Annotated in this window: 19 protein-coding genes; 4 read left to right on the top strand and 15 right to left on the bottom strand. The window is 48.4% G+C overall.

Annotated features, from left to right (window positions below; all coding sequences use genetic code 11):
• Positions 1-42: 42 nt before the first annotated feature.
• The 3 genes from FYJ45_RS22060 to FYJ45_RS22050 form a co-directional block, all read right to left on the bottom strand.
• Positions 43-1,446, bottom strand: coding sequence for a sensor histidine kinase (locus FYJ45_RS22060; RefSeq protein WP_021634607.1), 1,404 nt, complete (start codon positions 1,444-1,446; stop codon positions 43-45).
• A gap of 3 nt (positions 1,447-1,449) precedes the next feature.
• Positions 1,450-2,166 (bottom strand): response regulator transcription factor, encoded by a 717-nt coding sequence (locus tag FYJ45_RS22055; RefSeq protein WP_117545578.1) that lies wholly within the window; start codon positions 2,164-2,166, stop codon positions 1,450-1,452.
• A 93-nt stretch (positions 2,167-2,259) separates the two neighbouring features.
• Entirely contained in the window at positions 2,260-3,951 is a 1,692-nt protein-coding gene (locus FYJ45_RS22050; protein ID WP_154467250.1) for a Na/Pi cotransporter family protein, read from the bottom strand.
• A 370-nt stretch (positions 3,952-4,321) separates the two neighbouring features.
• Between FYJ45_RS22050 and FYJ45_RS22045 the strand changes: the two genes are divergently transcribed.
• Genes FYJ45_RS22045 through FYJ45_RS22035 form a run of 3 tightly spaced genes read left to right on the top strand, consistent with a single transcriptional unit; the run spans position 4,322 to position 5,606 of the window.
• Positions 4,322-4,717 carry a hypothetical protein gene (locus FYJ45_RS22045; protein ID WP_154467249.1) on the top strand — a complete coding sequence of 132 codons (396 nt, stop codon included), beginning with the start codon at positions 4,322-4,324 and terminating at the stop codon, positions 4,715-4,717.
• A 20-nt stretch (positions 4,718-4,737) separates the two neighbouring features.
• Entirely contained in the window at positions 4,738-5,184 is a 447-nt protein-coding gene (locus FYJ45_RS22040) for a LytTR family DNA-binding domain-containing protein (RefSeq protein ID WP_154467248.1), read from the top strand.
• Entirely contained in the window at positions 5,181-5,606 is a 426-nt protein-coding gene (locus FYJ45_RS22035; RefSeq protein WP_154467247.1) for a hypothetical protein, read from the top strand. Before FYJ45_RS22040 ends, FYJ45_RS22035 begins: the two co-directional genes overlap by 4 nt.
• A gap of 119 nt (positions 5,607-5,725) precedes the next feature.
• Here FYJ45_RS22035 and FYJ45_RS22030 read toward each other — a convergent pair whose 3' ends face one another.
• From FYJ45_RS22030 to FYJ45_RS21975, 12 genes are all read right to left on the bottom strand, one after another.
• The gene (locus tag FYJ45_RS22030) at positions 5,726-6,469 is read right to left on the bottom strand and encodes an alpha/beta hydrolase (protein WP_276893106.1); all 744 of its coding nucleotides are present in this window, start codon (positions 6,467-6,469) and stop codon (positions 5,726-5,728) included.
• 38 nt (positions 6,470-6,507) lie between these two features.
• A complete protein-coding gene (locus FYJ45_RS22025) occupies positions 6,508-6,894 on the bottom strand; it encodes an HAD family hydrolase (protein ID WP_154467246.1) in 387 nt (128 codons plus the stop codon).
• 86 nt (positions 6,895-6,980) lie between these two features.
• The gene (locus FYJ45_RS22020) at positions 6,981-7,817 is read right to left on the bottom strand and encodes an undecaprenyl-diphosphate phosphatase (RefSeq protein ID WP_021634615.1); all 837 of its coding nucleotides are present in this window, start codon (positions 7,815-7,817) and stop codon (positions 6,981-6,983) included.
• 88 nt (positions 7,818-7,905) lie between these two features.
• The gene (locus FYJ45_RS22015; RefSeq protein ID WP_154467245.1) at positions 7,906-8,772 is read right to left on the bottom strand and encodes a patatin-like phospholipase family protein; all 867 of its coding nucleotides are present in this window, start codon (positions 8,770-8,772) and stop codon (positions 7,906-7,908) included.
• 52 nt (positions 8,773-8,824) lie between these two features.
• Complete coding sequence (locus FYJ45_RS22010; protein WP_154467244.1) at positions 8,825-10,021, bottom strand: pyridoxal phosphate-dependent aminotransferase; 1,197 nt, start codon at positions 10,019-10,021, stop codon at positions 8,825-8,827.
• A gap of 450 nt (positions 10,022-10,471) precedes the next feature.
• Positions 10,472-11,257, bottom strand: a complete 786-nt coding sequence (locus FYJ45_RS22005) for an adenosylcobinamide-GDP ribazoletransferase (protein WP_021634618.1) — start codon at positions 11,255-11,257, stop codon at positions 10,472-10,474.
• Positions 11,258-11,298: 41 nt separating this feature from the next.
• Positions 11,299-12,492, bottom strand: a complete 1,194-nt coding sequence (locus FYJ45_RS22000) for a DUF3048 domain-containing protein (protein WP_154467243.1) — start codon at positions 12,490-12,492, stop codon at positions 11,299-11,301.
• 223 nt (positions 12,493-12,715) lie between these two features.
• On the bottom strand, positions 12,716-14,347 hold the full coding sequence (locus FYJ45_RS21995) for a putative polysaccharide biosynthesis protein (protein ID WP_154467242.1): 1,632 nt from the start codon (positions 14,345-14,347) through the stop codon (positions 12,716-12,718).
• Positions 14,348-14,373: 26 nt separating this feature from the next.
• Positions 14,374-15,474, bottom strand: coding sequence for an alginate O-acetyltransferase AlgX-related protein (locus tag FYJ45_RS21990; RefSeq protein WP_154467241.1), 1,101 nt, complete (start codon positions 15,472-15,474; stop codon positions 14,374-14,376).
• A gap of 144 nt (positions 15,475-15,618) precedes the next feature.
• On the bottom strand, positions 15,619-17,031 hold the full coding sequence (locus FYJ45_RS21985; RefSeq protein ID WP_154467240.1) for an MBOAT family O-acyltransferase: 1,413 nt from the start codon (positions 17,029-17,031) through the stop codon (positions 15,619-15,621).
• A gap of 201 nt (positions 17,032-17,232) precedes the next feature.
• A complete protein-coding gene (locus FYJ45_RS21980; protein ID WP_021634623.1) occupies positions 17,233-17,955 on the bottom strand; it encodes a tRNA threonylcarbamoyladenosine dehydratase in 723 nt (240 codons plus the stop codon).
• Positions 17,956-18,322: 367 nt separating this feature from the next.
• A complete protein-coding gene (locus FYJ45_RS21975; RefSeq protein ID WP_021634625.1) occupies positions 18,323-18,562 on the bottom strand; it encodes an HPr family phosphocarrier protein in 240 nt (79 codons plus the stop codon).
• Between the two features lie 362 nt (positions 18,563-18,924).
• Between FYJ45_RS21975 and FYJ45_RS21970 the strand changes: the two genes are divergently transcribed.
• Positions 18,925-19,824, top strand: a complete 900-nt coding sequence (locus FYJ45_RS21970; RefSeq protein ID WP_154467239.1) for a helix-turn-helix domain-containing protein — start codon at positions 18,925-18,927, stop codon at positions 19,822-19,824.
• Positions 19,825-20,025: the final 201 nt, after the last annotated feature.

Below are 20,025 nucleotides of genomic sequence, written 5' to 3'. Positions count from 1 at the left end.
ACCTGAATATAGGACTAAGTTTACCGCAAAGCCGCGAAGTTGTCAACTTTTCGTCTGATTTCCCGGGATCGTCACCGTAAAACAGCTGCCTTTCCCCGGCTCGCTTTCCAGTTCAATATGACCGTTATAGTACTCCGCAATATGTTTTACGATGGACAGGCCAAGCCCTGTGCCGCCCATCTTTTTGCTGCGTCCTTTGTCCACGCGGTAGAAGCGTTCGAAGATCCTGTCCTGATCTTCCTTTCTGATTCCGCAGCCGTCGTCGCGGACACGAACGCACATATCCGTCCCCCTGGCGCTGATTTCAACCCATACATTACCGCCGGGATGGTTGTATTTGATGCCGTTGCTGACCAGATTCATAATCAGCTCCCGAAGCTGTTTGGCGCTGGCCTCTATGGAGACAGGCTCGCATTCCTTATGAAGCGTTACCTGATATTCCGCGGCAATGGGTTCGACAGATTCAAAAATTTCCGTAAGCAGCGGCACCATTCGCACCGTGGAATAGGTCACCTCCGCTTCCTTGGCTTCCAGCCTGGATATCATGAGGATATCATTGATCAGATTGGTCATATTGTCCGTTTCCTTCAGAATCCTGGCAATAAAATCCTTTTTGACGGCCTCATCCGTCACAAAGCCCTGATCCAGCAGCTCCGCATAGCCTCTCACCGATGTGATAGGGGTTTTAAGCTCATGGGAGGCATTGCTGAAAAATTCCTGGCGGATACGTTTTTCCTTTTCCAGGCGGTCCATGTGCTCCCGGATTTCCTCCGCCATTTTCATGGTGGTTGCGGAAATCACGTTCAGTTCCTTATATTTATAGGTTTTAAAGGTAAAACTGGGATTGTCGCTGCGCACCTTTTCCATCTCCCTGGAGATCTCATTTAAGGGCGTGGTAATCGTATTTGTAAAACGCACGGCGATGACGACGCTCATGGCAAAGGCAATCCCTGTGCCCAGAAGAAGCACCGGGAAAATCAGTATCATATAATCCAGCATATTGGTATAAGGAACCGCCATGCGCACCACATAGGGTCCCTTCTTGGAATGAACCGCCACATACAGCATGTTCTCCCCCAGGCTTTCCGAATTCCTGGTAGCAAAACCGGAGCCGCTGCGCAGCGCCTCTTTCACCTCTTCCCTCTCCAGATGGTTTTCCAGGGAATCCACCTGTTCAATTTCGTTGTCCGCCACTACCGTGCCGTCTTCACCGATAATGGTGACGCGGGAATTTTCATCCATGGTCGCTTCATGCAGACGGCTGAGCTGTTCCTGCAGATCCCCGTCATAATTCAGGGAATAGTCCACCACATGAATGGTATTCAGCATGGATTCCCGATTGCTTTTCAGCATATTTTTGCCGATAAAATAGTAAGAAAAAACACTGCTGACCGCGAGGGCCAGCATGAGTATCGCTACGAACCGGAGTAATATCGCTCGTTTCATAATTTAATTATCCCTGTTTTCCGTCTCCTGCGGGAGCACAAAACGATAGCCCACGCTGCGGATAGTCTTAATATATCTGCTGCCTTCCTCGCCCAGCTTCTGGCGCAGGGTACGGATATGGATGTCCAGTGTACGCGTTTCTATGTCTGCCGTATAATCCCAGAGTTTGTTAAGAAGCTCATCCCGCTCCACCACTCTGGCCCGGTTATCGATCAGATACATAAGAAGCTCATATTCCTTATAAGTCAGAACCACCGGCTCCCCGTTCATGGCCACTTCCCTGGCCGCCGTATCCACACATAAACCGCCCAGACGCACCTTTCCCTCGGACTGCACAGGCTGCTGCTCGGACGCCCTTCTAAGCAACGAACGAATTCTCGCCGCCAGCTCCAAAACCCCGAAGGGCTTAGTCACATAATCATCCGCGCCGCCGTCCAGCCCCACCACCTTATCGTACTCCTTATCCTTAGCCGTAAGCACAATAATCGGCATACTCTTCAGCTCATCCTCCCGCCCCCTGATAATCCGAATCGCAGAAAGACCATCCATGCCGGGAAGCATTAAATCAAAAACCGCCAAATCCGGCTTCTCCCTCCCAACAACCTCCAACGCTTCTTCCGCAGTCTCAAAAGCCGCCACCTGATAGCCATAACCTTCCAAAGCAATTTTCACCAGATTCCGGATATTCTCATCATCCTCAATCACAAATATCTTCTGCATCCTACTCTCCATTCCGCCAAACGCCATTATTTCCTACACCTGTTGCACAAAATCCGGTACCGAGGAGTGTCTGGATCTTATGACAACAGTATATCACTCTTCATCCAGCGCAGGAAGTGGTTTGCGGGATTCGCTGACCACATACCCCGCAATGTTGGTGGCATGATCCGCGATTCTTTCCAGATTGCTAATCAGATCCAGGAATACCACGCCGCTTTCCGGCTCGCATTTCCCTTTGGAAAGACGCTGGATGTGCTTCTCCCGCAGCTCATCCTCCAGCTTATCCACATTCCTTTCATAATCCGCTTCCTGAATTGCATCCTGTGTGCTGGAAAGCTCCCTGGCCTTCAGCGCGCTTTCCAGCGCCAGTATGGTTTCACTGGAAATCAGCTTCAAATCTTTGAAGCCTTTCTTGGAAAAGGAGATCTCATCCTTGCGCATATTTTCGGCAAGCTCCGCGATATTTTCCGCGTGATCTCCCACCCTTTCCAGGTCACTGATGGTATAGAAAAGATTTTTTACCACCTTATGCTGTCCCTCGGTAAGGGAAAGATTATCCACCCTCACAAGGAAGGAGGTTAAAACCTTTTCCATTTCATTTATGATTTTTTCCTTATCAAATACAGATCGGATCAGTTCCTTGTTGCCTGTCTCCACGCCTTCCAGGGCCGCCTTCAGGTTTTCCAGGGCGGACTGACCCATCATATTTACCTCTCCCATCACGGTATCCATGGCAAATGCAGGGTTTTCCAGAATACGTTCGTCCAGATGGCGGCGCATTTCCCCTGCCGGCGTTATTTCTGCGATCTCCGCTTCCTTATCATCCCTTATTATATAGGTAGAAAGCTTGACAAGCTTATTTGCAAAAGGAATCAGCATCAGGGTATTTAGAACGTTGAAAATCGTATGGAAAACAGAAATTTCCACGCTGTTAATGGCTGCCGCGCCCCATGCCGCATTAAAACGGAACAGGACAAACATGATAATGCCGAAAACCACAGCGCCGATGACATTGAACAACAGGTGGATAACAGAGGCTCTTTTTGCATTTTTCCCGGCACCCGCGCTGGAAATCAGGGCTGTCACACAGGTCCCGATATTCTGGCCCAGCGTAATGAACACAGCGGACTGCCAGTTTACCACACCGTTGAGCGCCAGCGTCTGCAGGATACCCACAGAAGCCGAGGAGCTCTGGATAATGGCGGTAACCACAGCGCCGGCCAGCACCGCGAGAACGGGATTCCTGCCAAGGACGGCAAAAGCCTGTGCAAATATGGGCGCTTCTCTGTATGGCTTAATCGCATCGGACATGAAGGAAAGGCCAATAAACAGGATACTGAAGCCTACCAGAATCTCTCCGATTTTTTTCTTTTTTTCTGATTTTGTAAAAAGTACGAGGAACGCGCCGATCCCCAAAAGCAGCGGGGCAAAAAATTCCGGCTTCATTACGCTCCCCCATTCGCTCATGGAAACAATCCATGCCGTAATGGTAGTACCGATATTGGCGCCCATGATAACGCCCACTGCCTGGGCAAGCTCCAGCATACCTGCATTTACAAAGCCTACCACCATAACCGTAGTGGCTGAAGAGCTCTGTATGATAGCGGTGACTCCTGCGCCTACAAGAATAGCCATCAGCCTGTTTTTTGTCAGAAAGCCCATCAGCTTCTGCATTTTTCCTCCGGCTGATTTCTGAAGGCCGTCGGCCATGATATTCATCCCGTAAAGGAACATTCCCAGGCCGCCGATGAAAGAAAACAACATTCCTACATCATTAATAGACATCTCATCTCTCCTCTGCCCTCATCAACGGATATCGCTGTCTGAAACTTACTCGAAATCCTGACGTATCCCTCATTCCGCTTCGGGGCGGTATCTTTTTCCTATGTTTCCAATGAAAAACTGCTGTCCTCCGGATTTTGGCCGGACCACGGCATTTTCTCATTGTCCATCATTATTTTAACAGGTGAGTGTAAAGTACACGCTTAGGTTATGTAAAATCTATGTAAAATATCAGCAATCCGAACCTTACATAAACCAAATGGCATCTTGTTGTGCCCGAGGGTATCTTATCCTGTGCCACATTGTATTTCCTCTGCTGTCCGGCTATAATAACCTCAATCCCAGAGGAAAGAAGGGCTGACCTATACTTTATATGACAAATATCATATTTATTCCCGCTGGGGAACGGGTACTGCGTTATAAAAATACCGTATGTGACAATATCATGTATTTTTCAGTGAAGAAGGGGATGGGCATCGGCGCAAGGGAGCCGCTGAAATCTATGACAGCCGAAACCGCACGCAGGGATAAAGTGACCTTTCTGATATCCTCCCACGATTTAAACCTTTTCAGCAATCTGGCCGGCAGATATCTGCTCCTGTTTCACGGGCGCATTGTCTGTCTGACTGGGGAAAAAACGGAGGCGAAAGAAATCAGGAAAAAGTATGAAGAATGCAGAATACGCAACTTATGCGAAAAAGAAAGGCCGGCGTTTTATTCCGGGGCATTGAAAAAAGAACGGATATACGGCATTTTTAACACCTATTAACGTAATTGTGAGGAGGTTCCATGAAGCTGATAATCCATCAGGATCGTCAGATTACTGAAACTGAAATTACCATCCGCTGTGCACGCATGGATTCCCGGCTGGAGCAGCTGGCCGGACATATCAGGCAATTTGGTCTTTCCCTGACGGGCTATCAGGAGGATAAGGAATTCCAGCTGCCGCTGGAGAAGATATTTTTTATGGATTCCGCAGATGGAAGAACCTATCTTTATCTGGAGAAAGAGGTGTACTACTGCCGGGAGACTCTGGCCTCCCTGGAGGCCCGCCTTTCCCGCACTTCCTTTACCAGGATCAGCAAAAGCTGTCTGGTCAACACCAGCTTCCTGCAAAGTGTGCGGCCGCTGTACAACCACCGGCTGGAGGCCACCCTGCAAAATGGAGAAAAACTGGTAATTACGCGAAATTATATCGAACCTCTGAAGGAAAAGCTGAAAGGAGCAAATGTATGAAAAATTTTCTGACCGTACGGGCGCCGTCCACCTGTATCTGTTTTACCCTGCTGCTTCTTGCCAATGCCGCCCTGAATATGCTGAGCGGTATTGATACCGAAGGGTATGATTTCACCGTCCTGGTCCTGTTTCTGATCATATTGCTGTGCCAAGGGGTGGATATTGCCCTGGATCATGTTGAATTCAGGACATGGAGGCAGTACTGCATTACAGAGTCCTTGATTTTGTATGTGGTGAACCTGGCAGTATTCCGTATCATTTTCTGGCATTCCTTTTCGGCCAGGCAGCTTATTATTTTCACCCTGATTTTTTTAGTCATTGTAACCGCTGTATTTTCCTATTTCAGAAAGCTGCAGCGAATGCAGGCGGATGAAATCAATGCGCTTATTGCTAAAATGCAGTCAGATGCGCCGCGGCAATAAAAAAAGTCCGAAACTGCGCCCGGCTTCTAATGGAGGGCCGCAGTTTCCAGACTCAGTCAGGAAACATCTCTCGCTTTCAGTACATTTAATTCCCATTTCGCAACTTGACGGGCATGGGGTCAATTTCCGTAGCTAAAGCACTTTTTTAAGAATAAAATCCTTTTTTCTATGTTATTCTGTGCAATTTGTGTCTTTATTGCCGAATCATATCCGTGAATTGTGCCTTTTGTGTCGTTCAACTCAACTTTCGCCCCTGCTTCCATCAGTCTTTCAGCATACAAAATTCCTTCATCATGCAGGCAATCATATTCTGCTGTTTCAATGTACGTATCCGGAAGCTTATGAGGCAACACATTCTGCATGGGCGATGCGTTCCTGATGTTTTCTACTGTTACGTTCTTTAAATAGAATTCCCACATTTTTTTGTTATTTTGGGAATTCCATGATGGAGTATCAGAGTACAATTTTATGGATTTCGTGGACATGGACGCATCTGTCACCGGATATATTAACATCTGTGCACAGGGAATGGGCAAAGCTTCTTTTTCATATGCATTGCAAATCGCAGCAGCAATTGCCCCGCCGGAACTATCTCCTGCGATTCCAATCAGTTCTCTGTCAATACGCAGGCTTTCCGCATTCTTTAACAGCCATTTATATACGGACAATACATCCTGATATGCCGTTGGATATGGATGCTCCGGCAACAGATGATAATCCGGAAAGACCACCCTGCAGTTTGCTTCCAATGCATAGATACAGGCAAGCTTTTTATGATGGACTGACGCCTTATAACTGAACGCGCCGCCATGGATATATAGCAAACACGGAAGCTTATCCGCTGCTGAAACAGGTTCGTATATTACAACCTTTAACGGTAACCTGCCGTTTTCCCGTATTATTATCCGTTTGCAACTAATTTGCTTCTATTAATCAGCACTGAAACCGCCCCGACACTGTTTGCCCCAACTATATCTTTTTCTTCATCTCCCACATAAATCATTTCGTTTGGCAGTATATTAAAACACTCTGCCGTTTTTAGAAATCCTTCTTTACATGGTTTTCTGTAGCCTACATCTACAGAAGTCAGAATTAAATCAATATAATCAGTAAGCATTGCAAAGTCCTTAAGAATTTCTGCTGCAGCGTCCATCATACCGTCTGCCAAAACTATATTGCATTTAGCGGCTGCTTCACAAAGCGCAGGACGATATAAGGAAGTCCAGCTTAAGGGATTATTGTATTTTATTAACGTATGCCCAACATCAAAGGATACTACTTTTATCATATTCCAATCTGCCTTTTAAAAATATCAGCAAAACATCATTTTGCCGGAAACATACAAACATACGCTTAACCCAGGCCACCACAAATTTACGCAGCAATCACATAAAAATACAGCAGCACCAGAATACCCAGCACGATACGGTACCAGCCGAAAACCTTGAAGTCATGCTTTTTAATATATCCCATGAGGAAGGAAATAACACCCATGGACACTACAAAAGCCACCACCATGCCGATAATCAGAAGCGACGCCTCGGTCATGCTGAAGCCGAGCCCGAATTTCACCAGCTTCAGAAGGCTTGCGCCGAACATGACGGGAATCGCCAGGAAAAAGGTGAATTCCGCGGATACCACCCTGCTGACGCCGATGAGCAGCGCGCCAACGATGGTTGCGCCGGAGCGGGAGGTGCCGGGGAATACCGCGGCGATAAGCTGAAACAGGCCAATAATCAGGGCATCCCGGTAGGTCAGGGACGCCAGGCTTTTGATCCGGGGCTTCCTTCCCTTATTCCAGTTTTCAATTACAATAAAAGCCACGCCGAACAGAATCAGCATAATGGCCACCGTGGTGGCATTATACAGATACGGCTCCACCAGATCATCCAGGAGTATGCCGTAAATCATGGCAGGGATGCAGGCCACCAGAACCTTGAACCACATGACAAAGATATCCGTTTTAATAATGCCGTTTTTCTTACGCCGCTTTGAAAAATCAAAGGGGAACAGCTTATTCCAGAACAGAACCACCACCGCCAGGATCGCCCCCAGCTGAATCACTACCAGGAATACTTCCCAGAATTCAGGGGATACATCCAGCGTGACGAATTCATTCAGCAGTATCATATGTCCCGTGCTGCTGATGGGCAGCCACTCCGTAATACCTTCCACAATTCCAAACAAAACCGCTTTTAAAATTTCAATCATATTATTCTCCAATTTTTATACTGCTGCTGTCCGCCGGACGTACCGGCCAAACAGACAGTCTGTTTTCATTTTCCGAAAACTCCTCCGCCTATCTTTGCACGCTGTCACCGTTTTCCAGATAACGCAGCATATCCTCAAAGCACTCCCGGGCATCTGCATAGCCCTCCTCATAAAGCAGACGCAGCTTCTCCTTATCCTTCTCTATTCTGCCAATACCGCTGGCCCTTTTCGGACGGATAACAAAAGCCTGGTAGTTTGCTGTCTGGGCATCCAGATAATCCAGCATCCGGTTATAGGCCACATGCCGGTTTGCCATCAGCTCGTAAACTTTGGGATACCTGGCATAACGCACCTTTACCAGTCCCAGATGGCCGGAAGGCTTCCTCCGGTAGCCGGTTTCCTTGGTGAGCACCACAATATTTTTCCGGTTGCCGTCCACAATGGAATGCATGATGGGCACGCTGTCGGAGAGACCGCCGTCCAGATACAGCTTATCCCCGATTTTCACATTTCTCGATACCAGCGGAAGGGACGCGGAGGCCCGCACTGCGATGATATCCTTACGCATATCCTTCAGACGCAGGTATTCCGCCTGCCCGGTCTCAATATTGGTAGCCACCGCATACGCTCTGCCCTGATAAGCATTAAAAGCATCATAATCATAAGGATTCAGAACGTTTGGGATATCGTCATAACACATTTTTACCCCGAAAAGATCCCCTGTGGTCAGCACATTGCGCGCACTGCAGTAATGTGCGTCATCCAGATAATCCACGCTGATATCATAAGCCCTGCCCCGCTGGCGCGATAGGTAGCTGCACAGATGGCATGCGCCTGCGGACACTCCATAACAGCTGGAAAACTCAATATTTTGATCCAGGAAAAAATCCAGGACTCCGGCGGTATAAATTCCTTTCATCCCACCGCCTTCCAGAACCAGTCCGGCCTGATACATACTGTCTACCTCCAAGTCAAATTTGCTGCCGCTTTACGCAAATTATCCGATACTAACCGATGTTTCCGTACTCCGCCGCCACAAATTTTCTCAGGGCAGCCAGGGAACGCTCCACCTTTTCCGTTTCAATACAGTAAGCCATCCTGAAATATCCGGGACATCCAAAGGTATCCCCCGGAACCAGAATCAAATCGTATTTCAGCGCCTTTTCACAGAAAATTTTCGCATCCTCCTCCAGAGCCTTCGGGAATATGTAAAAGGTTCCGCCTGGCTTCACACAGGTAAAGCCCAGCCCGGTCAGGCAATCATACAGAAGGTTCATGTTGGTCTCATAGACGGAAAGATCCGCCGTTTTATCCAGTACCTTAGCCACTGCAAGCTGGATGATGGAAGGAGGACAATTATGGCCGATCCCTCTGGAAATCTGCCCGCACATGTTCACAATCACTTCCGCATCAGGACAGGCAGGATTTACCGCCACATAGCCGATTCTCTCGCCGGGAAGGGAAAGAGACTTGGAATAAGAATAACAGGAGATGGTATTCGCGTAATAACGTGACACATAAGGCGCCTTAACGCCGGCAAACACGATCTCCCTGTAAGGCTCGTCGGATATAATAAAAATATCGTGCCCGTACTCCTGCTCTTTCTTTCTCAGTATATCCGCAAGCCGCAGGATAGTTTCCTCGGAATATACAATGCCTGAAGGATTATTGGGCGAATTGATAAGAACAGCCATTACCTTCTCACCCAGCATTTCTTCAAAGGCATCAAAATTTATCTGAAAACTCTCCGTATCCGGAGGCACCACCTTCAGCACAGCTCCGGTAAGATTCACATAAGGATTATATTCAGGGAAATAAGGAGCAAATGTCAGTATTTCATCGCCTGGCTTTGTTACCGCCCTGTAGGCATGGGCAAGCGCTCCTGCTGCACCGGAGGCCATAAAAATATGCTCCGGACCGTAATTCATACCGAATCTTTCGTTCAGGGAAGCGGCAATAGCCGCCCTCACAGACGGTATTCCCAGACTGGGACTGTAGCCATGCAGCGAACATGGATCGCTGTTTTTAAGCATCTCTATCATACACTCCGTAAACTCCTCCGGAACAGGAACGGACGGATTCCCCAGACTATAATCAAATACATTGTCATATCCTATCTCTTCCCCACGCTTCGTCGCAAACTCCGACAAAATCCGAATCACAGATTTGCCGCCCAGCATGGCTCTATACTGTTCTGATACCATAATTTCCCTCCAAACCGCCTCTTGGCTTTTCATCCCGACCATTGTAACACATGCGGGGTATTTGTTACAACAGTTTGTAAGGTTAAAGTACGGTGCGCAAGACACGGGCTTCTCCGGGTGGCAGGGGCTGTGGAAGGGGGGCGAGGGGCTATGTTTCTGTAAGAGCACGCTCTCGCTCGGTTAAAAACGCAGCGGTACTAGCGTTGTAAATTACACAACGCAAGGACCGGCGTTTTTAAACGGCTCATACAGAAACATAGCCCCTCGCCCCCCTTCCACAGCCCCTGCCACCCGGAGAAGCCCGAAGTATATTAAAAAAGCCTGAACATGCTAAAAACATGACTCAGGCCTAAATTTATTTTTATCAGAAAATCTCTTCTTCCCAATAATAGCTATAAATTATCTCGCTGTAACGTTATGGCAGCCGATTGTTTCGTTGTCGATGAAAAATTACAGATAATTATTTAAATCCATCGGCATGCGGTAAATCAGCAGGGCTACCAAAGGGATCAGGATTTCGCATACCTGGACGAAAAAGCTTGCAATGTCTTCGGTGATGCCGCCAAAATGTTTAAAGGCCACCCAGCAATAATAGAGGAATGCGATAAGAGCCCCTGCGAGGCAGCCGATGCCTACCACAAGATTCATCCGCAGCATAAAAAAGGCACAGGCAGCGATATAAAGGATCAAGACAGCCGCCACTATGAGCTTGGTTCTGCCTTCAGGTACATACAGCGTGCATTTGCTGGTCTGGGAATGGCGGAACCAGATGATGGACAGGCCATAGAGAGAACGGGAAAGAATAAAGCCGAGAGAAACCACCGGCCATCCGTCTATGGGCATTTCACTCCAAAGTCCTACTATGATAAGGAAATAACTGACACAGGTGATGATGGCAAAATAGCCGCTGTGGGAATCCTGAAGGATTTCCAGTTTGCCTTTTCTGGGCTGATGGGAGGACAGGGCGTCCACAGTGCGGAAAAAGCCGTCCATATATGCGCCGCCGGAAAGAAGTAGCGGGATCATCACGCAGACAACAGACCGGAGGAACTCATAGTCCAGCAAATAGGGGTGTACTATCCGCCATTCTGTGATCAGGAAAGCAATGATGGCTCCTACCCACGGTACAAAACACAGAATATATTTCATGTTATCCTTTGTTTTTTCCACCTGGCGCGCAGGCACCACGGAGTACATGGAAAAAGCGAGTCTGAAGCTGTTCCAAACCTGTTTCATGCTTTTTGGTCCTTTCTCTTTCGTGCAGTCTGTCACTCTGATTACTCTATTACAACATCATCCGCATACTGATCCCAAATCAGGCATATCCAGGTTTTTCCCTGGCTGAGTACGATAGGATCACCATTTTCGTCCACATAATAGGCAGGATCCGTATCCGCGTAGCGGGACCAGGTGCCTTCCGTCATTTTCCCCTGGGTGAATACCTGAACCTTCATGCCGTTGTCACCGTGGCAGCCAAAGGCCAGATAATCATTTTCATCGCGCACCTCACCGTAGCAGTACTGGAAAATAACATTGTCAAAGGCAAGCTGTTCTCCGGTGCTTTCATCAATATGGGGGCCGCCGTACTGATAGCGGTAATATTTTCCGTCTTCTTCATTATATTCAAACCAGGCCTGCACCTTGCTGTAGCCGTTGGGCTGGTCTTTTTCCTTTCCGCCCGGATACAGCATTTCCGCAGTTTTTCCTTTGCTGTTGTCCGGCTTCTGCCCGTCTGCTGCAAAGGCAAATTTAGTCTTGTGCGCATCATGGTAGGTACGGCTGTATTTCATTTTATCAATGTCTTTCTGAAGGCCTTTAATGTCCAGATAGACATTGTGGGGCATTTTTCTTTCCGTTGTACGAAGAAAAGTATTGGGCGCAGGATGGTTAATCCCGGCAACGGGGCCGCTGATATTGTCCACCCGATCACTGTTGAGAAGCCCGCCCACATAAGGGGTTGCCTGTCCGAAGTGTGCATAAATGGCGTCAAATTCCAGGGCGCAGTATACAAAATAGTCCCGGCTGCTTCTGATATATCCTATTTTGTCCATGTCTCCATAATTCTCAAAAAGGCCCATCAGCCTTGTAATACGGCCCTCAACCGGTGCCTCATAGATAATGGAGGCTTTGGAAGTCCCTGTCTGGGGGCAGCCTTCCAGAATATTGTTAAGCATGACTGCAAGCGGCCTCTGCTTTACCTGTTCCGGATCCATTTTTTCTCCGGTAAGATAGCTGTGCTGTCCGTCATTTTCCACCAGGGCGGCCTGCTGGGTATTAGTCACAGCACCCGTTTCATTCGCCTTCGCCTGTTCGGTGGCGCTGACCGTCTCCTGTTTTGTCTGCGTTTCCGATTCCTGCGGAGGCTCCGTTTTCTTTCCGCAGCCTGTCAGAAGCGCCGCTCCCAATATCAGTGCGCTGAAAAAAACAGCGGCTTTATGCATCCTTTTTCCATCTGTCCGGAATTTTCTCATTCGTCTCTCCTGTAAAAAACAAAACTGACCGGCATCTGCAACACTTTCCGCCGCCTGGCCTGCATCATTTGGCAAATACAAACAGAACCGGCGCAGCATTTATCTGCACCGCCCGGTTCCTGCAATTTCTGTAAATCAGGCATCGGCTGGAAACCGGAATGCCTGTAAAGTCTATGATATTGTACTCCGCGAGGTTCTGAATGTCCAGTATTTTATGAAAATCTTAATGAATGAGACGGCATTTTTCCGCTGCCCTGACCAGAAGCGCTCCTTTGGGAAGGGCCAGAAGATCTTTTCTTCCAACAGCTCCCAGTTTGATGGTCAGCACAAAATATATCGGAACCGCCACAAGGATAGCCGCCGCCAGGCAGATCACGTTAATATGGATCAGCAAATACAGGCCATGATATACGCCGAAGGCCGCCGCCCCCATAATCACTGCGGACCAGCCGGGAAGCAGGAAGGTCTTTATTATCTCCTGCCTGTATTTCAGTTCCTTCCTTACGGAAAAGCCGTTGAGTATGCACATTAAAAGAGAATAAAGCACGGTGGCGATGACCAGGGAAAAAAGTCCCAGATCCGTCACCAGCAGCAGCGGAACCAGAACCACAGTCTGGATTACCAGGGCAACCGCCGCATTGACTACGGGCAGATTCACCTTGCCGATCCCCTGGAGCACCGCATTGCTGATAGTGGAAAGGGCGTAGAACACCACGCTGATGCTCAGTGCCGCAAGCAGCCAGGATACCGTATCCACAGAAGCCTTCTGGGGATATAAAAGCAGTGTGACCGGCTTGGCCAGCACCGCAAGGCCTACGGCGGAGGGAATAGAAAGAAACATGGTTGTTTTTATCGCCGTCCCGATCCGTCTGTTGGTTCCCGCGGTGTCCCCCTGGGCAAAGCTTCCTGAAATGCCCGGTATCATTGCCGAGGACATGGCGGAGGCAATGGCGATGGGGATGTTGGCAATCTGTTTTGCCTTACCGCTGAACAGGCCGTACTGGGTATAGGCCTCTACCTCGCTGAAACCCTTTACATGCTCCATAATCCTGGTGTAAATGGTCAGGTTTAAGGAAGTGTTGCAGTTATAGATAAAGGTGCTCAGTATTACCGGCGTCACCATGGTGATGATAATTTTATACACCTCGCCTGTGGTGAGCAGCTGGGAGCTTCGATCCCTTTTTGTTTTCTGGTTGATATATTCTCTGTTGAGAAGGAATATCCCAAACATGAACAGCAGTGCGATAAGTACGCCTGCCCCGGTGCCTATGGCGCTTCCCGAAGCGCCGAATACAGCCTGTGTGGTGGTATCCTTCCCTGCAACCGCCTTAATCAGAAGAAATGCCGCAAGTATGCTGACCACCGCATTCAGTATCTGTTCCACAATCTGGGAAAATGAGGTGGGCACCATGGTTCCGTGTGCCTGGAAATAACCTCTCAGCACGCCAAGAAGTCCGGAGAAAAATATGGTGGGCGCAAAAATACGAAGCACCGGCACGGAATTGCCGCCCACCAGGATTCCCGCGCCAAAGAAGGTAAACAGGCTGGCCAGGCCGCCCACGACTACCACATAGCCTATGGCACAGCGGAAAATTTTCTGGGCGTTCCTGTATTCCCTCAGCGCCAGCCTCTGGGCAATCACCTTGGAAATGGCCGAAGGGATACTGTAGGAGGATACGAGGAGTATGATGGTATAAATCTCATAAGCGGAAGAATAATAACCATTTCCTTCATCCCCGATAACTGCAGCCAGCGGGCTTCTGTATAAAATTCCAATGACCTTGCAGATGATTCCGGCAGCCGCCAGGATCCCTGCCTGCATGACAAAGCTGTTGCTTTTTTTATTATTACCCATAAATTAATCACCTGACCAGAATGCATTTACTCCGAAAGCCTGAAGGTAAGCAGCGCATCCAGCCTTCTTTCCACAACCTCATATACGAATATATCCGGCTGCTGCTCATCGATCATTGACTGTTCAAAGCATCCGTTCCAATGGGGCATATAGCTATAGGAAAAATTGGATGCCAGCACAGGGGCCATAGCGCCTGCAAAGGAGTCCCTCACCAGGAAAAGCCGCCTTGGATCCGGCGCCTCCGACTGGTAAATCAGCTCTGTGGCGTCGATGGCCTGGATCACCGACAGATTGTTGGTGGCGTAGCCCGTCACATCATAGCTTACTTCCGCGGGCTTGTTCTTTTTATAATAGTTCTTCAGATTCATCATATTCGCAAGGTCGTAGCCTGAGAAGTCATTTTGCGAGATCGTCAGATCCTCAACGTCCGCAATTTCCACCCCCAGCTCACGAAGCAGCGCTTTTGCGCCGATATAGCCGCCCAGATAATTCCAGTGGGTATCATAATGCCAGTAAAGATCGTACTGATCCTTATAAGCCATCAAATCCTCTCTGGGATAAACGATGCGCACGCCCGTTTCCTCACGCAGATAATTAATCACCTGCTCCGCCCTGGTCAGTTCCCCCCGTTTCCTGATATAATCCGGCAGCTGGGCGGAATAAATGTCTTCCTTATTGGAGGGGATCATGAGAATAAACTCTATGCCCCTGGCTTCCAGATAAGCTTTGGTGCTCAGGATGTTGTCCTTTATCACATCCAGCTGTTCCTGGGTGTACAGGTTCGTTCCCTTATAATCCTCAATACTTCCCTCATCTGTAAAAAATAACCAGTCATTTTTTCCCAACACCACGCTGGCGGAGGAGGAATCGCCGAACAGCTTCATGTTCAGGATGCTGTTGGCTTCTATCATCTGGCTCCGGAAAGCCAGGTGGTCGTTATAGTAGCTGTTGTACTGGGATGCATAGTTATGCAGATTGTCTCTGGTCAGCGCCGGCTTCTCGGCAAGCTGCCTGTTTTCCGTATTTTCTTCGGATATATGAGGCTCTGCAAAATAGTAGACAACCCTGGGGCCTGTAATCATCAGGGCAAACAGGATTATCCACACCACCGCCTTTTTTTTCGTCATGTAGCCATTCCTCCATTTTCAGCAAAAACCGCTGTCAGAAACTGCTGTCACACAGACTGACGCTAAAAATCGCAATCATACGGGCCGCCACTAAAATTGCACTCATATGGGCTGCCATTAAAAATTGCAATGTACGGACTGCAGTTAAAAATTCATGTAAATAAATGCGCTGTAGGTGCTGCTGACCATGAGCATAACGCTGTAGGCAAGAAGCAGCATGCAGAAAATCAGCTCTGCCGTACTGTTTTTAAATTTCTCCGCCCGGGGGCTGATTTTCACCGCGCACTTCTGCAGTACGCCGCAGCCCAGGATACCGCAGGCCGCCAGGAAAAAGGCCCTGTTAGTTACCAGCTCCTGCACCGCAAAACCGGACGCCGTATACATCCAGGGAAGGAACATGCGCTTCAGATACTGCAGCGTAAGCCCCACGTCTCCCACCCGGAAGAAGGTCCAGCCCACACAGAGCACCAGTATCGTGTAAACATGCTTGATTACTTTTGTTTTCTCCAGAAGCTTTCCCAGCCCCAGGCGCTCCAGCACCATGAAAAAGCCATGGAAAACACCCCAGCAGATAAAGTCCCAGCTGGCTCCATGCCACAGTCCCGTGGCCACGAAAATAATGGAGATATTAATGTAGGTGCGCAGCTTGCCCTTCCGGTTGCCGCCCAATGAGAAGTACAGGTATTCCCTGAACCAGGAGGTGAGGGAAATATGCCATCTGCGCCAGAAATCCGTAATCGTGGAGGCAATGTAAGGGTAGTTGAAGTTCTCCACCAGGGTAAAGCCGAACATCTTCCCAAGTCCCACCGCCATATCGGAATATCCGGAAAAATCATAATAAAGCTGAAGGGAATAAAAAATAATGGCAATCCATGCCAGCACGCCGTTCACATTTGCCAGATCCAGACCGTAAATCCGGTCCACACAGGATCCCAGCGCATCCGCAATAATCACCTTTTTCGCCAGACCGTATACAAAACGGCGGATACCCTCTCCCATCAGGGACAGGCTCTGCTTTCTTTCGTTGAGCTGTTTTTCAAAATCCCTGTATTTTTCAATAGGGCCCTGGGTAATCTTGGGGAAAAACGCAAAATACAGAGCCATATTCAGAATATTTTTCTGGGCGCCGTATTTTTTCTTATATAGATCGATCAGATAGGACATGGCCTGGAAGGTAAAAAAGGACACGCCCAAAGGCAGGGCGATATCCTTCATGGACAGCAGCTCCCTGCCTGCAACTTTGTTCAGCGTATTGATGAAGAAGTTAAAATACTTATAATATCCCAGGATTCCCAGGTTTGCCAGGATTCCCAAAATAAGGGCGGTGCGCCTTGCTCCCGCCGTCTGCGTCTTATCCATCACCAGCCCCAGCACATAATTAGCCAGTATGGAAACCAGAAGCAGCCACATATATCTGGGCTCTCCCCAGGCATAGAATACCAGACTGGCCGCGAGTAATATCAGGTTCTGAAGCTTCCTGCTCTTCCCGGCGATTTTATCCAGTATAAACACGATGGGCAGAAATGCCCACAAAAATATCATTGAACTGAATACCATTATTTATTCTCCATCGGTAACTTTCCAACTTCTCCGCAGCTCCGGGAAAAACAGTCCGCCTCCGGTAATGGCTGTCCGCTTTGCGCCGCTGCTTTATTTGAAAAGATACCTTCCTCTTCTTTTGTACTGCCCGTATCTTCTGAAACTGTTCACTGTCCTGTAATACTATCTTTTCTTATTATATACGGTGAGGGAGTTTTTTCAAAGTCTTTTTGTCAGATCCTTAATAACTTCCCCTGCCGCAATCAGCCCGGCCACGCTGGGAACAAAGGCCGTGCTGCCGGGAATGGAACGCCTTACGGAGGCTTTATCCTCCTCCAGAGGGCTTTTGGCAGGCGTGCGGGGTTCTTCCCTGGAGTATACCACCTTCAGTTCCTTAATGCCCCTGTTCTTAAGTTCACGCCGCATGACCCGGGCAAGAGGGCAGACGCTTGTCTGATAAATATCCGCCACTTCGAACCGGGTGGGATCCAGCTTATTCCCGGCTCCCATGCTGCTGATAACCGGCACGCCTGCTTTTTTCGCCCTGACAACAAGCTCCAGCTTGGCCGCCACGGTGTCCACCGCGTCCACCACATAGTCAAAGGATGAAAAATCAAACTCCTCCGCATTTTCCGGCAGGAAAAAGCATTCCCTTGTCTCCACCTCAGCCTCAGGATTGATGGACAGGATGCGTTCCTTCATCACCTGCGTCTTGTATCTGCCCACAGTGTCCAGGGTGGCGATGATCTGGCGGTTCAGGTTGGAAAGCGCCACCTTATCGTTGTCAACCAGCAAAAAATGGCCTACACCGCTTCTTGCAAGCGCTTCCACGGTATATCCCCCCACGCCTCCAATGCCGAATATGGCAACGCGGGATCGGTTTAATTTATGAATTCCTTCCTCTCCCAGAAGAAGGGCGGTTCTTGTGAATTGTTCCTGCATGGCATTTCCTCCGCAGTTTGGACTCCGCATGCGCCGGAAGCTTACTGAACAGCAGGGCAAAAGATATCCGGCATATGCGAAGACTTAATTTAAAATATATAATAAGGCATTTTATTATAACATTCTCTCTGGAAATCTGTCTATGAATACATGAAAAGTGAGTGGAAGGGGTAAATGCGGATAAAAGACATGAAAACTGCCAGCAGGTCACAATTCTGCTGGCAATTGACTTTTTTATTTTATTTTTATTTTCTGGACGCTATATTTTCCAGCATTTCAAGTTTCTTATGATAAGTCAGTATTCTTTCTGCGATCTTCTCCCTATGTAGCCGTCCCCAAGCCCCACACCCGGAACCTGCCGGCTAGTCTATTTACTCACCAGGTATTCATGCAGCGCCGTCAGAAGCTGCTGTTCTTCTCCTTTAGGGTTCACCAGCTTTAAATCCAGCGCTTTTCCCGTTCCCAGCGCACAGACGCCCAGAATGGATTTGGCATCTACCGTATAGCTGCCTGCCGCCAGATCATATTCCCCGTTAAATCTTCTGATGGTATTTACAAATTTCCAAACTTCATCCGCATTTCCAAAACGAATTTTTATTGATTCCATGCTGAATTCCTTTCTTTCTTCATTCCATGCCGTTTCCGGCGCCGGAATGCCCTTCAGGTATTGTAGCTAAAGTTTTCCCCTGTGCTTTCAAAATTATACAGGGATTGGAAAAAATTTCTTATTCCCGTAATTCTGGGCGGTATGGCCATTTCCGCTTCAGCCCCCGACTCTCCTCCGTCGGCATCCGCATTTTAAAAACATATATCTCCCGGTCCTTAAGTGTCCAGCCGCCATTTTGGCAAACAACGTCAAGACAAACATAAATGCAAATGATAAATTAAATGAAACAGTAAAAACTCTAAACAGTTACATTTTCATAACACAACCATGCCCTTTATAACGGAAAACAGGAGGAAAACCACATGGAAAGCCGGGAACAGATTAATGCGGTTTGGCAGATGCAAAACTATATCGAAGGACATCTGGATGAACCGATTACGCTGCATGCGCTTGCAAAGAGCGCAGGCTATTCTCCCTGGCACTGCGCCAGGATTTTCAAAGAGCTTACTGGCAAGGCGCCGTTTGAATATATCCGTATGTACCGGCTCTCCAAAGCGGCCATGGAGCTGAGGGACAATGATCTTAAGGTAGTTGATGTTGCGATGGATTTTTTGTTTGACAGCCATGAGGGCTTTACCAGGGCCTTCCGCAGGCAGTTCGGCATGAGTCCGAATGAATATAAGAAAAATACGCCGCCGATTTATCTTTTTCATCCCTGGTCCATACGGGAATATTATTATTGGCTCAGGGATATGCAGGAGGATGCACCGCCGCTTTCCGGGGACTTTTTTGTACAGGTGCGCAATTTCCCCAAAAGAAAGCTGCTGTTAAAACGCGGCGTGTCGGCGGATAATTATTTTTCCTACAGTAATGAAAATGGCTGCGATGTATGGGGCTTGCTGTGCAGCGTCAAGGAGGCGCTGTATGAACCAGTCGGCCTGTGGCTTCCTGATGCGCTGCGTCCGCCCGGTACCTCACGCTATGCACAGGGCGTTGAATTGCCGGAGGACTACGGAGGAACGATCCCGGAGGGCTTTGATCTCATTGATTTGCCCGAATGTAAAATGATGATGTTTCAAAGCGCTCCTTATGATGATCTTCACTTTGAGGAAGCGATATTAAATTTGTCGCAGATCATCGACACCTATGACCCCACCCGGTCCGGCTATGAATGGGCGGATGAAGCCGCGCCGCGTTTCCAGCTGGATCCGCAGGGATGGCGGGGCTATATTGAAGCAAGGCCGGTAAGAGAGCTTCCCTGAAAACATCACAAGGAAAGTCAAGTACCCTCCCATTCCTTCTGCTATGCTTATTCCAGAAACGAAATAAGCCCGCAATAAAGTCCAGCTAAGAAATGTCAATAGGTAAAATGAAAAATGTTTACAAAGTTTTTTTCAAGCAGCTGATGTAAAAAAGGGTAACCTTAATAAACCCATTGCCATGGGATTTTAAAATGTAATTCA

Origin of the sequence: Eisenbergiella porci (genome assembly GCF_009696275.1) — a bacterium.
GTDB classification, from domain to species: Bacteria; Bacillota; Clostridia; order Lachnospirales; family Lachnospiraceae; genus Eisenbergiella; species Eisenbergiella porci.
This window is presented reverse-complemented; position numbering and strand designations above follow the sequence as displayed.